We start from the raw sequence: 22,132 nt of genomic DNA on the forward strand, positions 1-22,132 counted from the left end.
CCAAAATCATAGTTTATATTTGGAGGATACATTCATGAACATCAGGTTTTACAATGCTAGAATTCTTACAATGGAAGAAGATAGGCCTGTTTTTGTAGGTGAAGTTTGGACACAGGAAGATAAGATATCCTTCGTGGGTACAAGCGAGGAAGCTGTTGGTGCGGATGCAGAGGGTGGTTTTGACAGAGAGATAGATTGTAAGGGCAATTTACTTATGCCTGGTTTTAAGGATGCTCATACTCATAGTGCAATGACGCTTATGAGATCGCTTGCGGATGATCTTCCGACGCAGGAGTGGCTTAATAATCAGATATTCCCGGTTGAAGCTAAGATGACTGGGGAGGATATATATACTCTTACGAAACTTGCTATCTTAGAGTATCTTACAAGCGGTATTACTGCAATCTTTGATATGTATCTGACTCCTGAAACTATTGCTAAGGCTTGCAAGGAAGCGGGCATGAGATGTGTTCAGGTTGGATGTGTTAACAATTTCTCTCAGTCACTTGAGCTTGTAGAGCGCATGTATAATGAACTCAATACAGAAGATGATCCTTTGAATTCTTATTTCATGGGAATTCATGCAGAGTATACCTGTTCTCCGGAGCTTCTTACTAAGTTCTCAGAACTTGTTCATAAGTACAAAGCACCTGTTTTCACACATATTGCTGAGACTAAGTCTGAGACAGATGGATGTATTGAGCGCTATGGCATGAGCCCTGTTAAGTACCTTGCATCAATGGGACTTTTTGATTTTGGTGGTGGCGGTTATCACCTTGTTCATGTAAATGAAGAGGACATGCAGATTCTTAAGGAAAAGAATATGTATGTTGTCACCAATCCCGGCTCAAACCTTAAGCTTGCATCAGGAATTGCACCAATTTCTGATTATATGAAGCATGGTATCCCGGTTGCACTTGGCACAGACGGCCCTGCATCTAACAACTGTTTGGACTTCTTCAGAGAGATGTTCCTTGTAACAGGTCTTGGCAAGATAAGAGAAGACGATGCATCAGCTATAGATGCCATGGAAGTTCTTAAAATGGCCACAGTTAACGGTGCCCATGCCATGAACCTTCCAAACTGCGATATCCTAGCATCAGGCAAGCAGGCTGACCTTATAATGATAGACCTCGACCAGCCCAACATGCAGCCAATAAATAACATTTGCAAGAACCTCGTATACAGCGGAAGCAAGCAAAACGTCAAGCTGACCATGATCGCAGGCGTTATCAGATACGAAGACGGCAAGTTCAACATAGGCGTAGACCCACACGACCTATATGCAGAAGCTGAAAATATCAAAAAGCGAATCATGTCAGAGCTTGGAAGAGATTAAGCATTAACTAAATCACCTATATAATTAAACTTTTATAAAATATAGCGCATTATAACCAAAAATACGCTACTATAAGTAAGGAACAAAACTTTGCAAATATAAAATTTTACTAATACTTTGAAGATTCCTGAGGGCTGGCAGTTTATAAAGGATTTTCGCGTCTTTAAAAGAATTTCTAAAATTCAAGAGCTTGATAGATGGAATGATATATTCTGTTTGGGATTCATCTGTCTGAGCGAAGCGAGTTCCCGACATAGAAGTTCATCCATGAACTTCTAAACATGTCGTAACTACGTCCTGTAGTTTATGAATCCCGGAATATATTATTCCAGATATCATGCCTTGAATTAGAAATTCTTTTATGACACGAAAATCCTTTATAAACTGCCAGCCCTAAGGAATCAGCTAGAACCTAGCCATTTTATATATGCAAAGAAATAAGACACAAGATAGGAACTAGATATGCAGGTTTATGTTACAGTGCTGGGGATTATTGTCGCAATTTTAGTTATTGCAGCGATCCTTGGTAAAAGAAATGAATTAAAAGCAGAGAAGTATTTCAGAAGCAAGGCAAGAAGAAACTGGGGGAAGCCATCTGATATCGATATCAGAGAAAATCGCAGAAAAGCAATTCCCAAATATTATGAAAATCATATAGAAGAATCATCTATAGATGACATCACCTGGAATGACCTTGGTCTTGATGCTGTTTATGACAGAGTGAACTACTGCCAGTCAGGTGCAGGTCAGGAGTATCTGTATTACAGACTCAGAACTCCAATGCAGACTGATGATTTCGATTCATTTGAAAAGCAGGTAGAAAACTTTACGAATAAAGAGGATATGAGAATAGAGACTCAGCTCATTTTTGCCAAGATGGCAAATTACGGCAAATATTCTCTTTATGACTACATTGGATCTCTTGATGATCTTAAGATGCCTTCAAGACTTCCTCACATTATCGCAGATATTCTCATTCTTATATCCATATTTGGTTGCTTTATTAAGTTTGAGATCTTCTTACTGGTTATAATTGCATGTCTTTTGTACAACGCAGTTACTTACTTTATCATTAAGGGAGATATCTCGCCCTACATCTACATCTTCGGATATATCAACAGAATGTTCTGTGGTATCGATCTTTTCAAGAAGATCAAGGACGGTACCCTTAGTGAAGAGACCAAGGTCTTTTTCCAGTATGAAAAAGAGATTGACTCATTCAAAAGAGGTTCATGGATCATCCTCGATCCTGCAAGGCTTTCAGGAAGCGGCGATGCCATAAACATGCTCCTTGACTATGTCTGCATGTTCACACATATAGATCTTTTCAAGTTTAAGAGCATGTACAAATTCGTTAAGAATCACGGACAGCTCCTGGATGACATCGTTACAGGCCTTGGCCGCATTGAAACTGAGATTTCAGTTGCTTGTTACAGAGCTTCTCTTGATGGAAAATACTGTAAACCTGAGTTCACAGAAGGTGCTACAGACTATGAGGCACTTGATATCTATCACCCATGCATGACAGATCCAGTGCTTAACAGTATTAAAGCTAATAGAGGCGTGCTTATTACAGGTTCTAACGCATCAGGTAAGTCAACATTCCTTAAAACAAGCGCTATTGCAGCTGTTATGGCGCAGACAATTCATACTGTAAACGCATCCTCATACAAGGCACCTCTTTACAGAATCTATTCTTCAATGGCCCTTCGCGATGACCTTGCAGGAGGAGACAGCTACTACATCGTAGAGATCAAGTCACTTAAGAGAATCCTCGATGCAGCTAATACAGGCGGCAACAGAATATTCTGCCTTATTGACGAAGTACTTCGCGGAACTAATACAATTGAGCGTATCGCAGCTTCAACTCAGATCCTTAAGAGTCTTGACCACAAGAATATCCAGTGTTTTGCAGCAACTCATGATATTGAGCTTACAGAGCTGCTGAAAGACTCTTATGATAACTATCACTTTGAAGGTGAAGTGACAGATTCAGATGTTCACTTCAGCTACATGATCAAAGAAGGCCCTGCAACAAACAGAAATGCTATTAAGCTTCTGTCTATAATCGGTTACGATCCCAAGATCGTAGAAGATGCCCAGAACATGGCAGACGAGTTTACTAGAACCGGAATTTGGCAAGGGTAAACGCGATATAGAAGGTAGCTTATATGCGTAGTTGAGGAGAAGTTACATTATGAATCACATTGAAATATACACAGACGGCGCCGCAAGAGGAAATCCTGACGGCCCCGGCGGCTATGGCGCTGTTCTTAAGTTTGTTGATAAAAACGGTGAACTTCATATGAAGGAGCTTTCAGACGGCTTCGACAAGACAACCAATAACCGTATGGAGCTTCTGGGAGTTATCAAGGCACTTGAAGCCTTGAATCACCCCTGTATCATAGACCTTTATTCAGATTCTAAATACGTCATAAGCGCATTCAACGAACACTGGATTGAAGGCTGGCTCAAAAAAGGCTGGGTCAATTCCCAGAAAAAGCCCGTAAAGAACAGACCCCTTTGGGAAAGACTTCTAAAAGCAGCAGAAGGCCACAACATCACCTGGCACTGGGTCAAAGGCCACGCCGGCCACCCCGAAAACGAAAGATGCGACCAACTTGCCACAACCGCAGCTGACAAAGATCCTGCCAATCTTCTCCATGATGATGGCAGCAATCTGAAAGAAATCTGCTGACATGTAAAAGAAGTATGTTTTCTTGAACGTAAATTACAGAAACACGCATTTACTGCGTGTTTCGTGATTCAATGAATCGGTTGGTAAATAGGCCCAATACCGAAGGCATTCTCAATTGGCCTATTTACTGCATTTTTGAATCTTTGATTCAAAAATGTATAGTTTTTATTTACGATGTACATAAAATGGTTGATATAGATGAATAACTACCGATAGAAGCTTATTTATATTAAGTCCTATCGGTAGTTTTCTGTTTTTGAAAGTATAAATACTTGTTACCAACATATAGATGTATTTACATGGTGATGAATTTTTTTGCGATATTAAATATTTTGATATTAAGTCTTTTATTTATGACAACGATATCATCTACTAACTATCATTCTCAGGAATAACTACCTACCTGATATAAAAACACGAAGTTTGAGTTTACTAAGATATATTTCAGAATTCTTTATATTATATTTAGATTATTCAAGCCTAAATAATGATACAATACGTTATATGCTGAATTCTAATTTTGAAATTCAAGTATAAATGAATTATTGAATGAAAAGATAAAAGTAATATTAAGCGAGGCTTCTCAGCAATTTTGGGAAGACGATAAAGTAGATCAGGGAGATTTGGCTAAAATAATCCTCGAGCGTTATCCGTACGAGGAGTGCTCAGGGGCATCGTTTGTTTATTCGTACAGTAACCTAGTGCTTTCGACACACCCTAAAGCGAACAGCCACAGCCCCTACGACGAGTGGCAAGGTAGCTCGAGGATTATTTTAGCCAAATCTCCCCGCCACAACCTATCTCCCCCTCCAAATCTCTGAGCAGTTTTGCTTAAATCATGAAAGGATTCTATGAACGAAGTTAAACAACCGAAAAAGCCGTTAATTATGTATTATATAGGTGTACTGCTCCTGATAGTATTCCTTAACCTTTTTGTATTGCCCCTTATTCTGGGTCATAACAGAGAAGAGGTTTCCTACAGCCAGTTCATCAGCGATACAACCAGCGGCAATATCAATAATGCCAAAATCTATTCAAATGAAATAGTATATCAGAACAATGACGGCAAGTATTACTTTACAGCAACTATAGATGATCCGGAGCTTGTATCAAGACTTACACAGTATGAAGTAACATTCTCCAGCGAAGTTGAGACACAGACTTCTCCTCTTATGGAGTTTATTTTAAGCTTCGTTGTTCCTGTAATTGTCTTTATACTTCTTGGAAGATGGCTTTCCAACAGGCTTATGGACAAGATGGGCGGCGGGTCTTCAGGTCAGTCAATGATGTTTGGCGGACTTGGTAAGTCCAATGCAAGAGTTTATGTTCAGTCTACAGAAGGCATTAAATTTGCTGACGTTGCAGGAGAAGAGGAAGCCAAGGAGAATCTTCAGGAGATAGTTGATTATCTTCATAATCCCGGCAAGTACAAGGAAATCGGCGCATCAATGCCTAAGGGTATCCTTCTTGTAGGACCTCCCGGAACAGGTAAGACAATGCTTGCAAAGGCTGTTGCCGGTGAAGCTAACGTGCCTTTCTTTTCCATGAGCGGATCAGAATTCGTTGAGATGTTCGTAGGTATGGGTGCTTCCAAGGTCAGAGATCTCTTTAAACAGGCCAAAGATAAGGCTCCATGTATCGTATTTATAGACGAGATCGATGCTATCGGTAAAAAGCGTGACGGCCAGCTTAATGGTAACGATGAAAGAGAGCAGACTCTTAATCAGCTTCTTACTGAGATGGACGGTTTTGAGGGTAATAACGGTGTTATGATCCTTGCTGCTACTAACAGACCTGAATCCCTTGATCCTGCCCTTACAAGACCGGGACGTTTTGACAGAAGAGTTCCTGTTGAGCTTCCTGACCTAAAAGGCCGTGAAGATATCCTTAAGGTTCATGCCAAGAAGATCAGAATCTCAGATGACGTTGACTTTAATAAGATCGCAAGAATGGCTACAGGTACATCCGGTGCTGAGCTTGCCAATATCATCAATGAAGGTGCACTCAGAGCGGTTCGAGATGGCAGAAGATTTGCAAATCAGGCTGACCTTGAAGAAAGTATAGAAGTAGTAATAGCCGGTTATCAGAAAAAGAATTCGATCATGTCTGATAAAGAAAGACTCATCGTATCCTATCACGAAGTAGGACATGCCCTTGTTGCGGCTATGCAGAAGGGAACAGCTCCTGTTCAGAAGATAACCATCGTACCACGTACAAGCGGGGCTCTTGGATACACCATGCAGGTTGAGGAAGAGGGCAATCACTATCTGATGAGCAAGACTGAACTTGAAAATGAGATAGCTACTCTTACTGGTGGCCGGGCTGCAGAAGAAGTTGAGTTTGGCTCTGTTACAACAGGAGCTTCCAACGATATCGAACGTGCTACCAAGCTGGCAAGAGCTATGATCACAAGATACGGAATGTCAGATGATTTTGACATGGTGGCGCTTGAAACAGTAAACAACCAGTATCTTGGAGGCGATGCATCCCTTGCATGTTCAGCTCAGACACAGGCTCTTATTGATAAAAAAGTGGTAGAGCTTGTAAGAACACAGCATGAAAAGGCAATTAAGATTCTCAAAGACAACAAGCCAAAGCTTGATGAGATAGCTAAATACCTCTATGAAAGAGAGACCATCACAGGCGACGAGTTCATGGAGATACTCAATCGTAAAAATGATATTGCAGCGATGAGTATGGAATCACTTGAAATCTAAATGGATCCTTACTGCAAAACAGACCCAAATATCAGTCACAGTAGTTTCCGATCTCTTATCGTGGTATACTAGATGTATGTAACGTTTCATTTTTAACCTCATGTCACGAGTGAAACGAGTGACTAATGGTTGAAGTGGTGGAGCTCGCGACACCACTTTGAGAAGTTTGAAAATTTTATTTTCAAACTTCACCTCATGTCACGAGTGAAACGAGTGACTAATGGTTGAAGTGGTGTCGCGAGTGAATCATGGCTCGATATTGGTGGGATTTGTTACACCAATTCGTTAGCTCACGAGGGTGTGAATATGGATATTACCGATTTTTCTACAGGAACAGAGATAACGATATATATCCCTATTTTGGACAAGATGATCCCTGCTGTCTGCAAGGTCGTAGGTCCCAGAGGTGATGGAATAATGGTCACCCAGCCCAAGTATAAAGGTGTGCCATTAAATGAAATGCACGATTTTTCTTTTAGTATTCATGACAAGGATAATAACAAATATAATTTTGTCTGCAGTCTCATACAGCCGATCTCGCAGCTGGGTAATATGTTTTATTACATGGAAGGGCTCAAGGGTATAGATACTAAAAACTACCGTAAGGCAGCAAGGTATCCCGTAGGAATAAAAGGTTCTGCGTATGTTGGCAAAGAAGCGGATGTTCAGGTAGTTATTTATGATATTTCCATGAGGGGAATATCGTTTGTTATGGAAAGAGAGGCTGTTTTTCGTATAGGTGATGAAGTTACTATCACTTTTCAGGAAAAAGAGCGAAGCAGGCATCTTGTAGTTCTGGCAACAGTTGTCAGGAAATTCTCACTTGATGAATTTGAAGCTTACGGATGCAGGATGCATGATATGGGAACTGATGTAATGGCCTTTGTCAAAAAGGTCAAGGACAGGTACACGAATGGGGGGGAATCTCAGGATCAGAACTGATTCGGGTTCCTATCGTATAATATGAAAAAGATAGCTTTACTTACAGATGGTTGGCGCAAATATATAGTTTATGCCTGGACTGAAGGCATAATGAGGAAGATAAAAAAAGAGAATCTCGATATAGCTCTTTTCCAGTTTAACTGCTTTGGTAACTGGAGCCGAGACAAGGAAAATAATACCGGCGAATATAATATCTTTAATCTTCCTGTTCTAGAGGAATTCGACGGTATTGTGGTTGATGCTAACAATATCACTGACTATGAAGTACTTCAGAAGCTCATTAAATCGATCAGAGAAAGCGGAAAGCCCGCAGTAAGCATCGGCCATGAATTTCCCGACCTTTACTATGTCGGTATAGATAACAGGAAACCTATAGAAGAGATCATGGATCATCTCTATAATTTCCATAATTGCAGAAGATTTGTTTTCGCCGGAGGCCCTGGCGACAATTTTGAAAACAGACAAAGGGCAGAATCTTATCTGGACTGTCTCCAGAAATATCAACTTACAGAACTGAATAATCCGGTCCTTTATGGAAACTATGAGTTCTCTACGGGCGTTCGATATATGAATGATTATATTAAAAATCATAAAGAACTTCCGGATGCTTTCGTGTGCGCTAATGACAATATAGCAACCGGTATCTGCAGGACAGCAGAGCTTAATGGATATCATGTCCCGGAAGATTTCCTTGTTACAGGATTTGATAACCTTGAAAAGGCAAGGAACTACCTGCCTCAGATAACAACTGTAAACATGGACAGAGAGCTGATCGGTGAACAGGCCCTGAACATTTTAATTGATGTATGGAATGGCAGGGATATACCTTCACACAGATATACAGATGCTAATGTAATATATGCTGAGAGCTGTGGCTGCCCTAACAGTGGAATGGTCGACTACCGCAATTATCTTAAGAGTGTTATAGATTCAAACTGTGCCAGGGAAGTTTTTGAAAATGAGATAGCCTGCCTTGAAAGAGAAGTTTTAAAAGAGTCTGCCATGCATGATATGTTCAATGATATTGAACTGTTCATGTGCAGGAAGCACGTCGAAGGATTCTATATTATTGTAGATGAGAGAATATTTGACCCTAATATGAATACCCATTTTCCGGTAGAAGGCTATTCAACTCCTGATCTTAAAGTGCAGCTTGCAGTAGTGAAAGGCAGAAGTGTTAAGTTTAATACTGTAAAAGAGCTTATTGGATATATTGATCAGAACCTTGCCGGAAATCATTATCTTTACAGTCCCATACATTTTGGTAATGAAGCTGTTGGCTTTACTATTCATAAAAACCCTGCTTTTCTATATGAGTGGTCAAACCTTCTTGATATGCAGGAGGGTATTATTGACGGCTTTAAGAACCTTTTCCATAAAAAGCAGCTTACTAATGCTATGAAGCAGCTTGAAGATATTTACAACAAGGATCAGCTTACAGGTGTATTCAATAGAATCGCCCTTACTGATATAGTCGAATCAAGATTCAACAAGGAAAGAGCCCGGGGCATCGTCTGGGGCGTTGTATTTGTTGATGCTGACAACTTTAAGGAACTCAATGACACTTATGGTCATGAGTATGGCGACAAGGTATTAAAACTTATAGCCAAGACCATGAAGAAGCACGTCCCTGAGGGCGGTAATGTCTTCAGATTTGGCGGCGATGAGTTTGTAGCTCTTTTCCCAAATGCTTCAAAGGGAAGCCTGAAGGATTATAGAGAAAAAGTGGTTGGCGAACTTGTTAAAAATGGTGCAGCCATAAGTATGGGCAGCTGTCTGACTAATATGAATATGACTCTTAAACTGACTGATTATATCTCTGCCGCAGATGGCAGTATGTACCTTGATAAGAATGATAAAGAATAAGGGTTTTTCCAAAAAGAAAAGCCTTTTTTATCTATAGAATCTTCCCCGTAGCACTTAATTTTTTTCCTTTTTTATCCGAAATTCTATTTGCCGATTTATTGAATGAAATAGCTTTGAAAAGACTCTTTGAGGGCTCATTTTACTGACATTTGGATATCTTTCGGAGGGTGCTGATGAAAAATTTCTTTACGCGTGAACGTGTAAGATATCTTGTATTGGGATTTCTGGCGATATCATTTATTGCGTCTACATCCATTTACAGTTTGCAGACTAAAGATGTCAATGAACTTGTGTTTTACAGAGAAGACGGTGTTTGTATTGACTTTTCACAGGACTGGATCGATGAAGATGGCAATCTTGTAAATCTTGATGAGCTCAAATTTTATGATCACGAAGATAGAGAAAGTTATCTTTTCCATAAGGTTATTCCGGATGAACTTTTAGGTGAAGAATCTTTGTGCTTTGAAGTAAGGCACATGGGCTTTATTGTTTATTTTGATGACAGGGATTATGACGGCTATGAGTATGGGGATACTCCGGACGATCTTGATTTTCTTGTTGATATAGTGGATGTATCTAAAGCCGAAACAGAAAAACTTAAAGATTCACCTGATAAAACATTTGATGATATTGTTGCTATTAATTTTATAGATTACCGTGATAAATACGGAGTTGATTACATCGCCTACGCAGGTGATGGCCACGGATCGGGCATTGGCAGCCGTGGTGCAGGTACATACCTTAAAACTATGCAGCTGTATGTTACTGATGCGGGTGATACAGTTTATCTTGAGCTGTTTCCTGTCTATAGCAGTTCCAAGATCAATCATATTATGATCGAACCTGCCAATTCTTATATCAGATATCGTATTCTTTCAGCACTTCCAAGATTTATAGTATGCCTGATCATTATCGTGACTGGTGTGACAGTTCTTATTATCTGCCTTCTTATGAAGGGTAATATGTCTGTCAAGATTTATGAGGCGTTAGCAGCTCTTATCATCCTGGTCGGAACCTGGTCGATGTTAGAGACGCATCTATTTGACTATATTCTTGGTACTTCCGAGTATATGCATACGGTTTCGTATTTCCTTTTGATGGTTATGGCTTACCCGATCGCTGTATTTAGTGATACAGTTATGCTCAAACCTCATAAAAAGATTTCTGATGTTATTTTCTGGATAATTGTAATACTCATTCTTTATTGTACGATTGTTAATTACTGGGATATTTTCGATTTCCATGAGACAGTTTATCTTTCCGATGCCCTAATTCTCGTAACAGGTATATTTGTTATAGTCAGGCTCATAATGGATCAGAAATTCAGAAAAGATAATGATCTTCATATTAATACTAACTGGATTGATATTTCACTGGCTATCATAACCATTTTAGGATTTGTAGACATGTTCAGATACCTTAATATTCTTAGTATAAAATCTATTTTTGACAGCAGCTTTTTTACAAGAATTGGTGTTCTTATATTCACGATCGGAATGTTCATTAATATCTTTGAAGAAGTTGTCCATAGGAATAAACAGGCCGATAAGGCCGGTACTTACATGGAGATGGCCTTTACGGACGCTCTTACAGGTATTCCTAACCGCGGCGCTTTTCTTCTTAAGGAGAGTGAGCTTTCTGACAGAATGAAGGATTCTTCTAAGAGGAAAAAAGATAGTAATTTCCAGATCGTATATGTGGCACTGGATCTTAATGGCCTTAAGATCGTTAATGATACTCTTGGTCATGCAACAGGAGATGATTATATTGTTGCCGCATCCGGTATCCTTATGCAGGTATTCTCTGAATATGGATATGTGTACAGGGTCGGTGGTGACGAGTTCGCATCCTTTATCGTATGTGATAATGCTGTCGGTATATGCAAAGAATGCATACAGACAATGAAAGATAAGATCAGGGATTATAATCAGAACTCCAATCAGGAGATGCAGATGCATATTGCATATGGTTACAGCGTATGGAGACCTGGAGATAAAAGGTCTATCAGCGAGATAGAAAAAGAAGGCGATGAAGCCATGTACGAAAAGAAACGTCAGATGAAAAAAGAGGCAGCGAAGAATACGACTAATTAATACGGGAGGAATAATATTATGTGGGCTTATGAAAGTGTTTTTTATCAGATATATCCCCTTGGTGCCTGTGGCGCGCCATTTGAAAATGACGGTAAACCTGAAAAGAGAATAAAAAAGCTTGATGCGTACGTTCCGCATCTTAAAAAACTTGGAGTTAAGGGGGTTTTATTTAATCCCCTTTTTGATTCCGACACACATGGCTATAACACAAGAGATTATCGCAAGGTTGATGTAAGACTTGGCGATAACGATGATTTCAAAAAGCTTGTTGATAAGCTCCACAAGGCGGGCATGAAGGTTATACTTGATGCAGTATTTAACCACGTCGGCCGCGGCTTCTGGGGCTTTGTTGACGTTCTTGAAAAAAGAGAAGCTTCCCCATATAAAGACTGGTTCCACATTAACTTTGGCGGTAACGATGGCTATAATGACGGACTCTGGTACGAGGGCTGGGAAGGTAATTTTGACCTTGTTAAACTTAATCTTCAAAATCCAGCAGTAACAGATTATCTTATTGATACTGTTAAGTACTGGATCGATACTTTTGATATAGATGGACTTAGGCTTGACGTTGCATATTGCCTTGATCAGAACTTTATCAGAAGACTTCGCTATGAATCTTCCCAGATGAAAGAAGATTTCTTCCTTATGGGCGAGATGATAGGAGGAGATTACAGAAATATCTGCGGAGAAGGACTGTGTGACAGCGCTACTAACTATGAATGTTACAAGGGCCTCTTTTCCTCAATGAACTCTTATAACCTGTTTGAGATAACTCATTCACTTCTGCGTCAGTTCGGACCTGAAAACTGGACGTTGTATCGCGGAATGCATCTGTGGTCCTTCGTTGATAATCATGATGTTACAAGAGTTTCAAGTATCCTGACTAATCCTGAGCACATTAAGCCAATTTATGCTCTTATGTGCGGTATGCCGGGTATACCATCTATATATTATGGCAGTGAGTGGGGCTTTAAGGCTGATAAGTCTCAGGGAGATCCGGCGCTTAGGCCTATGTTCGATAAGATGGAGTGGAACGATCTTACAGACTATGTGAAGGGATGCGTAAATGCATTCCAGTCTTCGCATGCGCTTCAGTACGGGGCTTTTAAATCGCTTGTGCTTCAGAATAAGGCGTGCGTGTGGGAAAGAGAAGCGGATGATGACAGAGTTATGGTTGCCTGCAATATAGATGGGGCTTCGTTTACAGCGCATTTCGACGCAAGAGCAGGAAGAGCCGAAGACCTTATAACGGGCCAAATTGTAGACTTTGGCGGTGGACTCGAGATCCCGCCGTATACGGCGTATATACTGAGGCCGTGTTGAACGCTGTCGTGGGGGATTCCTGAGGCGGGCAGTTAATAAATGATTTGATTGTCATGAAAATAATATAAAATTCAAGGCATGATATCTGAGAAATTATATTCCCAGGGGTCCGAAACTCGCTTCGCTTAAACATACGGCCCCTGAGCGGGAATATAATTCCCCATCTATCAAGCTCTTGAATTTAATATTATTTTCAAAGACAACCAAATCATTTATTAACTGCCCGCCTCAGGAATCCGCAAGGGATATGTGTTTATTAACTGCCCGCCTCAGGTATTTGTAAGGTATATGCGTTTATTGATTAAGAATTAGAAATCCGTATTAGCTGTGGATTTCGTCTGGCAATGAATTGGTATGGTTTATATAAAGGAGGTAAATATATGGTTATCGCTATGGCTAATGATCATGCTGGTACACAGATGAAAGAAGAGATTAAGGCGTATCTGGAAGCGCAGGGGTATGAAGTTAAGGATTTTGGAACATATGATAATGAGTCGTGTGACTTGTCTGATTTTGTGTATCCGGCTGCGCTGGCGGTTGCGAAGGGTGAGTGCGATAGGGGGATATTCTGCGATGGGGTTGGTTATGGAAGTGCGCTTATTGCTAATAAGATAAATGGGTGTTATGCGGCTGTGTGTCAGGATCCGCTTTGTGCGACGCTTGCTAGGCAGCATACGGATTCTAATATATTGTGCCTGGGAGCTAAGATCATTGGCGGGCTTATGGCGATGGAAGTGGTTAAGACGTGGCTAAGTACTGAGCCGCTTATGGAAGAGAAGTATCGTAGGAGAGTTAAGAAGGTTTGTGACATTAACGATAAGCACTGCGTGCCTGTAAAATGATTTTGAATCAGGAATGCGCACTAATTTGTAAAAGCAGATCGAATGCTGATTGAAAGCATATTAGAGCTTCGGATAGTATCCGGGGCTCTATTTGCGTAAAAAGGTCATATCTTGAAAAAAATCCAATCTTCTAGTATTATAAAAGTGAAATGAGAAATTTCAACAATGTGAGGTGAGCGATATGGTATATGATTATATCATTGCTAATTATAAAAATGGAGAACCAATTTTTTTGAGCGAGCTTCCGGGTGAATCTAAAGATTATCTGAGGCAAGAGATGAAAAAACTCGTAGATGAAGGGAAGTTGGAGCGTTTATATAATGGTGTCTATTTTCTGCCCTATGTCACGATACTTGGAACTAAGGGAAAGGTATCAATAGATAAATATATTGAAAAAAAGTATCTGACGGTAAATGGTACTACCTCAGGGTATATAACAGGTCTTGGGCTTGCTAATAAATATGGTTTTACAACGCAGAATCCGGCATTTTATGAAGTGTGCAGTAATGAAGCAAGCACAAAACAGCGTAAGCAGGAAATTGATGGAAATACTATTGTGATTTATAAGCCCGTAACAGATGTTACAAAGGAAAATGAGAAAGCGTTGCAGTTTCTTGATATGATGGCCACGCTTGATAGATATAGTGAGATTAGCGGTGAAGAGCTAGTAAATAAACTTAAAAAGTATGTTAAACTTGTAAGCCTCGATTTTTCTATTGTTAAAAAGTATCTATCATTATATCCTGACCGGGTTTATAGAAATATCTATGAAGGAGGATTGATGGGTGAGCTGGTATAAAGAATATCGTAGCCAATGGGAAGAAATAATTAGAACAGTAGCGGCAGAAGAACATCGTACTACGCAGATGGTTGAAAAGGATACAATACAGTCTATGTTCCTTCTTGAACTTTCTAAGTGTGATCTGCCATTTGTGTTTAAAGGTGGAACATCATTGTCAAAGGCATATGGGTTGATAGATAGATTTTCAGAAGATATTGATTTATCTATGAATCGTAAGCCGACAGAATCTGAAAAGAAACGAACTAAAGCTGTTATTCTTGAAATTGCGGATAATCTGGGATTGATTCTTTCGAATCCTAGTGATATTCAATCCAGGCATAGTTATAACAAATATGTGTTTGAGTATGATTCATTTTTTAGCGATATACCTCTTGAACTTATAGTAGAGACCAGTTTTTACCAGGAAGTATATCCTGTAGAAGTTCATGCAGTGAATAGTTTTGTTGGAAGTTTCTGCTTGAATCGAGGAATTGAATTGCCAATACCGTTTGATGCTGCAATTGTAAATATACAGGTTCAGTCTTTAGAACGCACCTTTATAGATAAGGTATTTGCTATATGTGATTATAGATTACAGGATATGCAGGACAGAGATTCAAGACATTTGTATGATATAGCAAAACTTTTACAAGAAATAGAGATTAAATCTGAATTAAGTGAACTTGTTGACAAGGTTCGTGAAGATAGAATGAAATCGAAAAATAATCCGGCAGCTCAGCCTGAGCATGATATTCAGGAGATGCTTAAGGAAATAATTGAAAGTCATTTTTATGAATCTGATTATAATAATATTACAAAGAAGCTTTTGTACGAAGATGTAAGTTATGAAGAGGCTATTTCTAAAGGAATAGCACTTGTTGCTGATATGGATATCTTTAAATATAATCGATAAGAAGATGCTGCTTCAGTAATTGTTTTAAAATGGTGTATAATGAGTAACGGATAAAATACAGGGAGGAGCTTAAATGGAGAAGATTATCATCAAGTATTTTGATAAAGATGTAGAAAGACTTACACTTGTTGAAGGGAAATCAGACTGGTACGATCTTAGAGCAAGTGAAGATGTGACAATGAAGGCAGGAGAGTTCAAACTCGTACCGCTTGGAGTTGCTATGAGACTTCCTGACGGATATGAAGCTCATCTTGCACCAAGAAGTTCAACATTCAAGAATTTTGGAGTAATTCAGACCAACAGTGTTGGTGTTATTGATAATTCATACTCAGGTGATCAGGATATGTGGCGTATGCCTTGTCTTGCTATGAGAGATACTCAGATCCACAAGGGAGACCGTATCTGCCAGTTCAGGATCATGAAGCAGCAGCCGGCTATTGAATTTGAAGAGGTAGAGCACCTTGAAGGACCGGATAGAGGCGGATTTGGATCCACAGGTGTTTCATAATAAATATTTTTGATATTTCATTCTGAGATTTAGACAATCTTAAAAAATCAAAACAATATGCTTTTTTAAAGGCCTTGCAATAGTAATTGCAGGGTCTTTTCTTTTTGGCAGGATTTTTACAAAGGGAAAGTCCTCTTTTTTCAGGAATTAATTAAAGCAATTATTTTTTTGGTATAAGAATTTTAGGGATTTGAGCCGATATTATTTTGAAATATAGATTATTTTTATTATGTTTTCTGATCGTGTATAGCGAAAATACATATATATATTCTGTGCATTTCGTACATGGTGATATTAATGAAAACTTTGCCGGAACTATTGTACGACATATTTGTAGAGGGCGGCGCATATCTTACGATACTGAAAGGTATAGGTGTAACACTTGAGATAACCATACTATCAGTAATATTCGGGACGATACTGGCATTTGGTATTTGCAGGCTCCGCATTAGTAAAAAACGCTTTGTTAGTACACTTGCTGCATTGTATATAGCGATTCTTCGTGGCAGCCCGGTACTTCTTGTTTTGATGATCTTTTATTACGTTATATTTGCTACGAGTCCTTTGTCAGCGCCGATGATAGCAGTATTTGCTTATTCGACCAATTTTTCTGCACATGTGGCTGAGATCATGAGGACATCTTTTCAGGCGACAGATAAGATGCAGAATGAAGCGGCCAGAACTCTTGGCTTTAGTAAATGGCAGGCTTTTTTCTATATAACATTTCCACAGGCAGTTGATGTAGCGCTTCCTGTATACCAGTCAGCTATAGTTACGCTTCTTCAGTGGACCAGTGTAGTTGGCTATGTAACGATTACGGACCTTACCAAGGTTATAAATAATATCACGATGCGCACCATGCAGCCTATGATCATGTTGATCACAGGTGTGCTCCTTTATCTTGCGATCGCATATATAGTATATGGGATCTTCGCTTTTGTAGAAAAGCGCAGGATGGCAGGAAGAGGGGGTGAGCACTGATGGATATGATAAGGCTTGAGGGCGTGTCCAAAAGCTACGGAAAGTCTGAAGTGCTCAAAGATGTGAATCTTTCTGTAGAAAAGGGCGAGATAGTCGTCCTTATCGGCGGCTCCGGGTGCGGCAAGAGTACATTGCTGCGCATGATAGAGATGCTTGAGATTCCTGATGAAGGGAAGATCTACATCGGTGATGAGGAGATTACAAGAGCAAAAGGGGCTCAGCTGGACAAGCTCAGGATGAAGCTTGGAATGGTATATCAGGGCTTCCATCTTTTTAGTCATATGGATGTCATGAAAAATATTACCCTGGCGCCTATGAAGCTAAAGGGCATGAGCAAAGAAGATGCTGAAAAAAAGGCCATGGAGCTGCTAAAGACTGTAGGCCTTTCGGATAAAGCTCATGCAATGCCGGATCAGCTATCAGGAGGTCAGAAACAACGAATTGCCATATGCAGATGCCTTGCTATGGACCCTGAGGTAATGCTGTTTGATGAACCAACATCAGCTCTTGATCCTACGATGATAGGTGAAGTTCTTGCGACTATAAGGCTTCTTGCCAAGCAGAATATGACCATGGTCATCGTAACTCACGAGATGAATTTTGCAAGAGAAGTAGGTTCACACATTATTTTCCTTGCAGAGCACATGCTATATGAGGAAGGCACTCCGGAAGATATTTTTGATAATCCTCAAAAGCAGCTGACCAAAGACTTTATCTTCAAACTAAAGCACTTCACTTACGATATAACTTCAAAGGATTTTGACCTTATGAAGCTGCATGGTGGAATTCAGAAGTTTGGAGAAAAGTATGGTATAGACGGCAAGTACATAATAAGGCTTCAGCTCTATGCCGAGGAGCTCATACAAGAGGTGATTGAACAGAATGTGTGGGAGTTTCCGGATATAAGCCTTAGGATCTCACTTGCAGAAGGAACCAGAGATGTAAACATTGATCTTTTGTACTTTGGTAAAAATAAAGACATCTTTGAGATCCTTGAAACGGATATCGGTGGGATACATATTGGATTAACGATACTTAAGAAAGTGGCTAAACATAGAGAACATAGTTACAAGTACGGAATCAATACACTCAAAGTGGTGATTTGAAACAGATAAGGAGGTATTAAATGCAGACATTTATCGGAAGCAGTGTAAGCAAGGATGCCAAGGCGGCAGTAGCAGAGGCTACTAATGGCTTGTCCAATCCGCATCTGATCATTTTTTTCTCGCATTATGACATGCTGAAGGGTGTAACTGATGAGCTCAAGGCAGCTTATCCCGATGTTCCGACAATTGGAACATGCGCGATTTCTTATTATGAGAAAGATGCCAGCGACAATAAGCTAGTGGTCATCGGCTTTGGCAGTGATGCGAAGGTCAAGGTTGGCGTTCTCAGATACTTATCATCTGCACCTTTGTATGACATTATGGGACTTAAGAGTGCGGTAAATGAAGTATCTCCTGGAGATGAAGATTCTATCTGCTTTGAGCTGTGTACTAATGATGAAGAGCGCCTTGTTACCACTATGAACGTAGTTCTTGGTGAGAAAAAAGCTCCAATCATAGGTGGAACTGTTTTTGGTGTTCCGAATGGAAAAACAGCCTATGTAGCAGTTAATGGCGAACTTTACGAAGATGCCTGCTGCTTTGCAGTTATCAAAAATCAGTCTGGTAAGATCAGAACATATTCAGAAAATATCTATAGATTGAAAGAAAATGCCAAGAAACATATCGCTACCAAGGTTAACATGAAGACCAAAGAGCTTGTTCAGATGGACTACAAGCCGGCATCTGAAGTTTATGGTAATGAGCTTGGTATTTCCAGAAATCAGATCGTTGATAACGTTCTTGAAAATCCTCTTGGACGTATCATAGGTGATGAAGTTTATATTTGTTCCCAGTATGGAATCGGAGATAACGGATCACTTATCAATTATAAGAGATTTAATGAAAATGATACGGTTGCCATCCTTCAGCTTCAGGATTATCAATCTATCAATGATGAAACCAGAAGAAAGATCAAATCAGAGAATTCTAAGATATCCTTTGTGCTTAGTATTAACTGTATTTACAGACATCTGTTATTCAGTCAAAGGAATCATCTGCAGGATTTCATGAATGACATGGGAACACTTGGTAAACATGTCGGAATTGTAGGTGGTGGCGAGCAGTATAAGACGCAGCATGTTAATCAGACAATGGTCTGTGCTGTATTTGATTGATGGAGGTATACTATGGCTTTCTTTAACAAGAACAAAGAAAAAGCGGATTCTGAAGTTATCCAGGGTGTGCAGGCCAGAAGCATAGCTCAGCAGCTTGCGCCACTTGCGGAGGCTGGCAAATTTGCGATCAAACAAAAAGAGAAGCTTCAGAACGAAGAAGCGGTTACTATTGAAGGTATAGAAGAGATCGGTGATCAGTTCGAACAGGTAAAAGACAAATACGATAATATCATCAATTCAGTAGATGCCTTTAAAGAGCAGTTCGAAAATGTAAGATCCATCTCTGACGCCTTTGGTGACATCGTAGAAAAGATGGTTAAGACTGCTGATGATTCTCATGCCGGAATGAACAGAGTTGATGACAGTTCAAATTCTGTATCAGATACTATCGAAGCAATGCAAGCAGTATTTGATAAGTTCCAGGAGAGCTTCGATGAGATCCAGGATCAGGTTAACCAGATCAATGCATTTGCTAACCAGACCAATCTCCTTGCTTTGAACGCTTCGATCGAGGCTGCAAGAGCAGGTGAAGCAGGTAAGGGTTTCGCAGTCGTTGCTACTCAGGTTAATAAGCTCTCAACTGAGATCAAGAATCTTGTATCTTCAATCGGTACAGGTATGACCAACCTTAATGAAAATAACCAGTCTCTTAAAGACTCTCTTGGTAAGACCAAAGAGGCTATAGAGCAGTCTCATAATGAGATTGCAGCAACTCAGGAGATTATCGGTAATATTAAGACTGTTGCTGACGAAGTTGGCGATCAGAGTAAGGAGATAACAGGAGTATTTCAAAAGTGTGATGAGTCCATAGATGCTATCTCAGGTAGTATTGAAGATTCCAACAAATATTTCAACAATGTTACTGATAGTATATTTGAACTCAAGAACAAGATCACCAAGAAGGGTCTTATGTTTGAAGATATGAACAACGTACTTGAACAGTTCGATCCTTACATCAATAAGATCATTAACGATAATAAGTAAGAAACTCAAACTTCCCACATGGGGAGGCTGTTGCATCATGTTCAGATGTTCTGCGCAGCCAGTTTATAAATAGTTTTATAATCTCTCGAGTTTTATAATTCAAGGCATGATATCTGAAGGTTTATATTCTAGGGTCCGAAACTCGCTTCGCTCAGACAAGCGGACCCTAAACAGAATATAAACCTTCATTTATCAAGCTCTTGAATTTAATAAAACTCTCAAAGATTAGAAAACTATTTATAAACTGGCTGCGCAGAACATCTGAACATGATAAAAGATACTGTGTGGGAAGTTTGTCCAAGAAACATTTTAAGACAATGAGTTTTCACAAGATACCAACATTTTTAAAGCTTTAGAAAAGCATATTATTATTTTGGAGGTAGATATGGTTTGTCCTAAATGCGGAGCTGAACTATATAATAATGATAAGTTCTGTACAGAGTGCGGATATAAGATTAATATAGAAGAAAATGTTAAATCAGAAATAACTAATAGTACTTCGCCAATTAATACTGAAAAAGTAAATCAAGTTCGAAAACAAAAATCAGCAGTGGGCGATTGTTTGAAATTTATTGGATATATTGATATGTTTTTATGCTTTATTGCTGGAGTTGTGTGTTTTTTATTTGGTGGCTTGGATAATACGTTGATTGGTTTGGCTTTGATTGCATCAGGTTTTGCTCTAGGAATGTCTTTTATTGGTTTTGGAGAGATAATTTTAATTTTACAAGATATTAGAGACAAAATTTAATTATATGTAGAAAGAAAGACCTCTATGGTAGAGGCCTTTTTTTCATGGACAACTTTCCCTTGATATATATTCTGCCGAGAATTATCTAGAATCTGATACAAGGCTTAAATCTGTTATTGCTCTTGATATTCTTGTCAAGCATGCATCGGCCATAGCTTCTAAGGGAAGACTTACTACCGATAGAGACGGAGTTGAATATTCTTCTAAGTCTCTATTTCCGTTTCCGATACTGATAAGTTCTAATTGCTCAGGAATTTTAATCCCCTTATCATAAAAAGCTTTAATTGCACCAAGTGCTATATTATCAGAACTACATAAGATACAGTCAGGTAGAGGCTTGGATTTTAATATCTCGAGAACCCCCATATAACCACCTGAGGGGGTATCATCTACAACTATTCTATATATATCAGAAATATGGTTTTGGTTTAGTATATCTTTGAACGTATTTTCTCTTATTACCATACCTTCAAAATTGGGTACAGAAGTAAGAAGAGCAGGTCTTGTCTTTTCGTGTCTTATAAAAACATCCGCAGCCATCTTGCCAATTTCTTTGTCATTCATGTTGACGGTAGGATACTTATCAGAGTAGCGGTTGTAGAGAACTATCGGGACAGACAGGTCATTGTTTTCAAGAAACTCTATGTCCTTATCTGATGCATTACATATGATGATACCATTACTTTCCATGAGGGTTCTTGCCGTCATGGACTCTTCGAGATGGTCCACAGCATAGGGCTTAACCTGAAGGTCATAAGTAAAGCCGTTACTAACAATAGAATCCTGAATACCTTTTAGGAAGCTTCCAAGGATATACTGCCTTGTGGTAGAGTCCCAGAAGAGTGTGATAACAGGAAGGTTTGGAAGATTGCTTCTTAAGAGTTTTGACTGCATGTTTGGAGTGTAGCCTAAGGTCTTAGCTGCTTCTAACACCTTTTTCTTTGTGGCATCAGAAATATTTCTTTTCTCAGAAAGCCCCCTAAGTACAATCGAAACAGTACTCGGCGAATTCGCTTTCATGCCACTTTCTTTATGACGTATTTTAAATAAATGCAATGATTATCTTTTAAGATTATATATAGAAAGCTTTGCGGATAACTATTTTTTACTTTATTGGACTGATTAAAAAAATGTAGTATAATCAAAATGTTGTGCATAAAATTTAAATGT

At 39.3% G+C, this 22,132-nt stretch carries 18 protein-coding genes; 17 read left to right on the plus strand and 1 reads right to left on the minus strand.

What is annotated here, in order from left to right:
• Positions 1–34 precede the first annotated feature (34 nt).
• The 17 genes from WAA20_RS08425 to WAA20_RS08505 all read left to right on the plus strand — a co-directional run bounded on the left by WAA20_RS08425 (position 35) and on the right by WAA20_RS08505 (position 20,962).
• Entirely contained in the window at positions 35–1,339 is a 1,305-nt protein-coding gene (locus WAA20_RS08425) for an amidohydrolase family protein (protein WP_207649272.1), read from the plus strand.
• Positions 1,340–1,801: 462 nt separating this feature from the next.
• Entirely contained in the window at positions 1,802–3,487 is a 1,686-nt protein-coding gene (locus tag WAA20_RS08430) for a hypothetical protein (RefSeq protein WP_073386058.1), read from the plus strand.
• Between the two features lie 49 nt (positions 3,488–3,536).
• Complete coding sequence (rnhA, locus tag WAA20_RS08435) at positions 3,537–4,037, plus strand: ribonuclease HI (RefSeq protein ID WP_073386060.1); 501 nt, start codon at positions 3,537–3,539, stop codon at positions 4,035–4,037.
• An 851-nt stretch (positions 4,038–4,888) separates the two neighbouring features.
• Positions 4,889–6,754, plus strand: coding sequence for an ATP-dependent zinc metalloprotease FtsH (ftsH, locus tag WAA20_RS08440; protein ID WP_073386061.1), 1,866 nt, complete (start codon positions 4,889–4,891; stop codon positions 6,752–6,754).
• Between the two features lie 306 nt (positions 6,755–7,060).
• On the plus strand, positions 7,061–7,696 hold the full coding sequence (locus WAA20_RS08445; protein ID WP_073386063.1) for a PilZ domain-containing protein: 636 nt from the start codon (positions 7,061–7,063) through the stop codon (positions 7,694–7,696).
• 90 nt (positions 7,697–7,786) lie between these two features.
• Complete coding sequence (locus tag WAA20_RS08450; RefSeq protein WP_073386064.1) at positions 7,787–9,562, plus strand: substrate-binding domain-containing protein; 1,776 nt, start codon at positions 7,787–7,789, stop codon at positions 9,560–9,562.
• 173 nt (positions 9,563–9,735) lie between these two features.
• Positions 9,736–11,655 (plus strand): GGDEF domain-containing protein, encoded by a 1,920-nt coding sequence (locus tag WAA20_RS08455; protein WP_073386066.1) that lies wholly within the window; start codon positions 9,736–9,738, stop codon positions 11,653–11,655.
• 18 nt (positions 11,656–11,673) lie between these two features.
• On the plus strand, positions 11,674–12,981 hold the full coding sequence (locus tag WAA20_RS08460) for an alpha-amylase family glycosyl hydrolase (RefSeq protein WP_073386067.1): 1,308 nt from the start codon (positions 11,674–11,676) through the stop codon (positions 12,979–12,981).
• A gap of 380 nt (positions 12,982–13,361) precedes the next feature.
• Complete coding sequence (locus WAA20_RS08465; RefSeq protein ID WP_073386069.1) at positions 13,362–13,823, plus strand: RpiB/LacA/LacB family sugar-phosphate isomerase; 462 nt, start codon at positions 13,362–13,364, stop codon at positions 13,821–13,823.
• A gap of 181 nt (positions 13,824–14,004) precedes the next feature.
• A complete protein-coding gene (locus WAA20_RS08470) occupies positions 14,005–14,622 on the plus strand; it encodes a hypothetical protein (protein ID WP_073386070.1) in 618 nt (205 codons plus the stop codon).
• Positions 14,609–15,517 (plus strand): nucleotidyl transferase AbiEii/AbiGii toxin family protein, encoded by a 909-nt coding sequence (locus WAA20_RS08475; protein WP_073386072.1) that lies wholly within the window; start codon positions 14,609–14,611, stop codon positions 15,515–15,517. Before WAA20_RS08470 ends, WAA20_RS08475 begins: the two co-directional genes overlap by 14 nt.
• A gap of 73 nt (positions 15,518–15,590) precedes the next feature.
• The gene (locus WAA20_RS08480) at positions 15,591–16,025 is read left to right on the plus strand and encodes a dUTP diphosphatase (RefSeq protein WP_073386073.1); all 435 of its coding nucleotides are present in this window, start codon (positions 15,591–15,593) and stop codon (positions 16,023–16,025) included.
• Positions 16,026–16,310: 285 nt separating this feature from the next.
• On the plus strand, positions 16,311–17,006 hold the full coding sequence (locus WAA20_RS08485) for an amino acid ABC transporter permease (protein WP_338802660.1): 696 nt from the start codon (positions 16,311–16,313) through the stop codon (positions 17,004–17,006).
• Positions 17,006–18,112: an amino acid ABC transporter ATP-binding protein gene (locus WAA20_RS08490; RefSeq protein ID WP_081373701.1), complete on the plus strand. Its 1,107-nt coding sequence runs from the start codon at positions 17,006–17,008 to the stop codon at positions 18,110–18,112. Before WAA20_RS08485 ends, WAA20_RS08490 begins: the two co-directional genes overlap by 1 nt.
• 20 nt (positions 18,113–18,132) lie before the next feature.
• Complete coding sequence (locus WAA20_RS08495) at positions 18,133–19,227, plus strand: FIST N-terminal domain-containing protein (RefSeq protein ID WP_073386076.1); 1,095 nt, start codon at positions 18,133–18,135, stop codon at positions 19,225–19,227.
• A 12-nt stretch (positions 19,228–19,239) separates the two neighbouring features.
• Positions 19,240–20,211 carry a methyl-accepting chemotaxis protein gene (locus tag WAA20_RS08500; protein WP_073386078.1) on the plus strand — a complete coding sequence of 324 codons (972 nt, stop codon included), beginning with the start codon at positions 19,240–19,242 and terminating at the stop codon, positions 20,209–20,211.
• Positions 20,212–20,596: 385 nt separating this feature from the next.
• Positions 20,597–20,962, plus strand: coding sequence for a zinc-ribbon domain-containing protein (locus WAA20_RS08505; RefSeq protein ID WP_073386079.1), 366 nt, complete (start codon positions 20,597–20,599; stop codon positions 20,960–20,962).
• 81 nt (positions 20,963–21,043) lie between these two features.
• Here the strand turns inward: WAA20_RS08505 and WAA20_RS08510 are convergent, their stop codons facing one another.
• A complete protein-coding gene (locus WAA20_RS08510; protein ID WP_073386081.1) occupies positions 21,044–21,982 on the minus strand; it encodes a LacI family DNA-binding transcriptional regulator in 939 nt (312 codons plus the stop codon).
• Positions 21,983–22,132 lie beyond the last annotated feature (150 nt).

Origin of the sequence: Butyrivibrio fibrisolvens, assembly GCF_037113525.1 — a bacterium.
GTDB classification, from domain to species: domain Bacteria; phylum Bacillota; class Clostridia; order Lachnospirales; family Lachnospiraceae; genus Butyrivibrio; species Butyrivibrio fibrisolvens.

Coding starts and splice junctions, on each gene's coding strand:
- WAA20_RS08495 (WP_073386076.1), top strand. CDS start 18,133: ATGCAGACATTTATCGGAAGCAGTGTAAGCAAGGATGCCAAGGCGGCA.
- WAA20_RS08485 (WP_338802660.1), top strand. CDS start 16,311: ATGGTGATATTAATGAAAACTTTGCCGGAACTATTGTACGACATATTT.
- WAA20_RS08455 (WP_073386066.1), top strand. CDS start 9,736: ATGAAAAATTTCTTTACGCGTGAACGTGTAAGATATCTTGTATTGGGA.
- WAA20_RS08480 (WP_073386073.1), top strand. CDS start 15,591: ATGGAGAAGATTATCATCAAGTATTTTGATAAAGATGTAGAAAGACTT.
- WAA20_RS08425 (WP_207649272.1), top strand. CDS start 35: ATGAACATCAGGTTTTACAATGCTAGAATTCTTACAATGGAAGAAGAT.
- WAA20_RS08505 (WP_073386079.1), top strand. CDS start 20,597: ATGGTTTGTCCTAAATGCGGAGCTGAACTATATAATAATGATAAGTTC.
- rnhA (WP_073386060.1), top strand. CDS start 3,537: ATGAATCACATTGAAATATACACAGACGGCGCCGCAAGAGGAAATCCT.
- WAA20_RS08470 (WP_073386070.1), top strand. CDS start 14,005: ATGGTATATGATTATATCATTGCTAATTATAAAAATGGAGAACCAATT.
- WAA20_RS08430 (WP_073386058.1), top strand. CDS start 1,802: ATGCAGGTTTATGTTACAGTGCTGGGGATTATTGTCGCAATTTTAGTT.
- WAA20_RS08465 (WP_073386069.1), top strand. CDS start 13,362: ATGGTTATCGCTATGGCTAATGATCATGCTGGTACACAGATGAAAGAA.
- WAA20_RS08460 (WP_073386067.1), top strand. CDS start 11,674: ATGTGGGCTTATGAAAGTGTTTTTTATCAGATATATCCCCTTGGTGCC.
- WAA20_RS08510 (WP_073386081.1), bottom strand. CDS start 21,982: ATGAAAGCGAATTCGCCGAGTACTGTTTCGATTGTACTTAGGGGGCTT.
- ftsH (WP_073386061.1), top strand. CDS start 4,889: ATGAACGAAGTTAAACAACCGAAAAAGCCGTTAATTATGTATTATATA.
- WAA20_RS08445 (WP_073386063.1), top strand. CDS start 7,061: ATGGATATTACCGATTTTTCTACAGGAACAGAGATAACGATATATATC.
- WAA20_RS08500 (WP_073386078.1), top strand. CDS start 19,240: ATGGCTTTCTTTAACAAGAACAAAGAAAAAGCGGATTCTGAAGTTATC.
- WAA20_RS08450 (WP_073386064.1), top strand. CDS start 7,787: ATGAGGAAGATAAAAAAAGAGAATCTCGATATAGCTCTTTTCCAGTTT.
- WAA20_RS08490 (WP_081373701.1), top strand. CDS start 17,006: ATGGATATGATAAGGCTTGAGGGCGTGTCCAAAAGCTACGGAAAGTCT.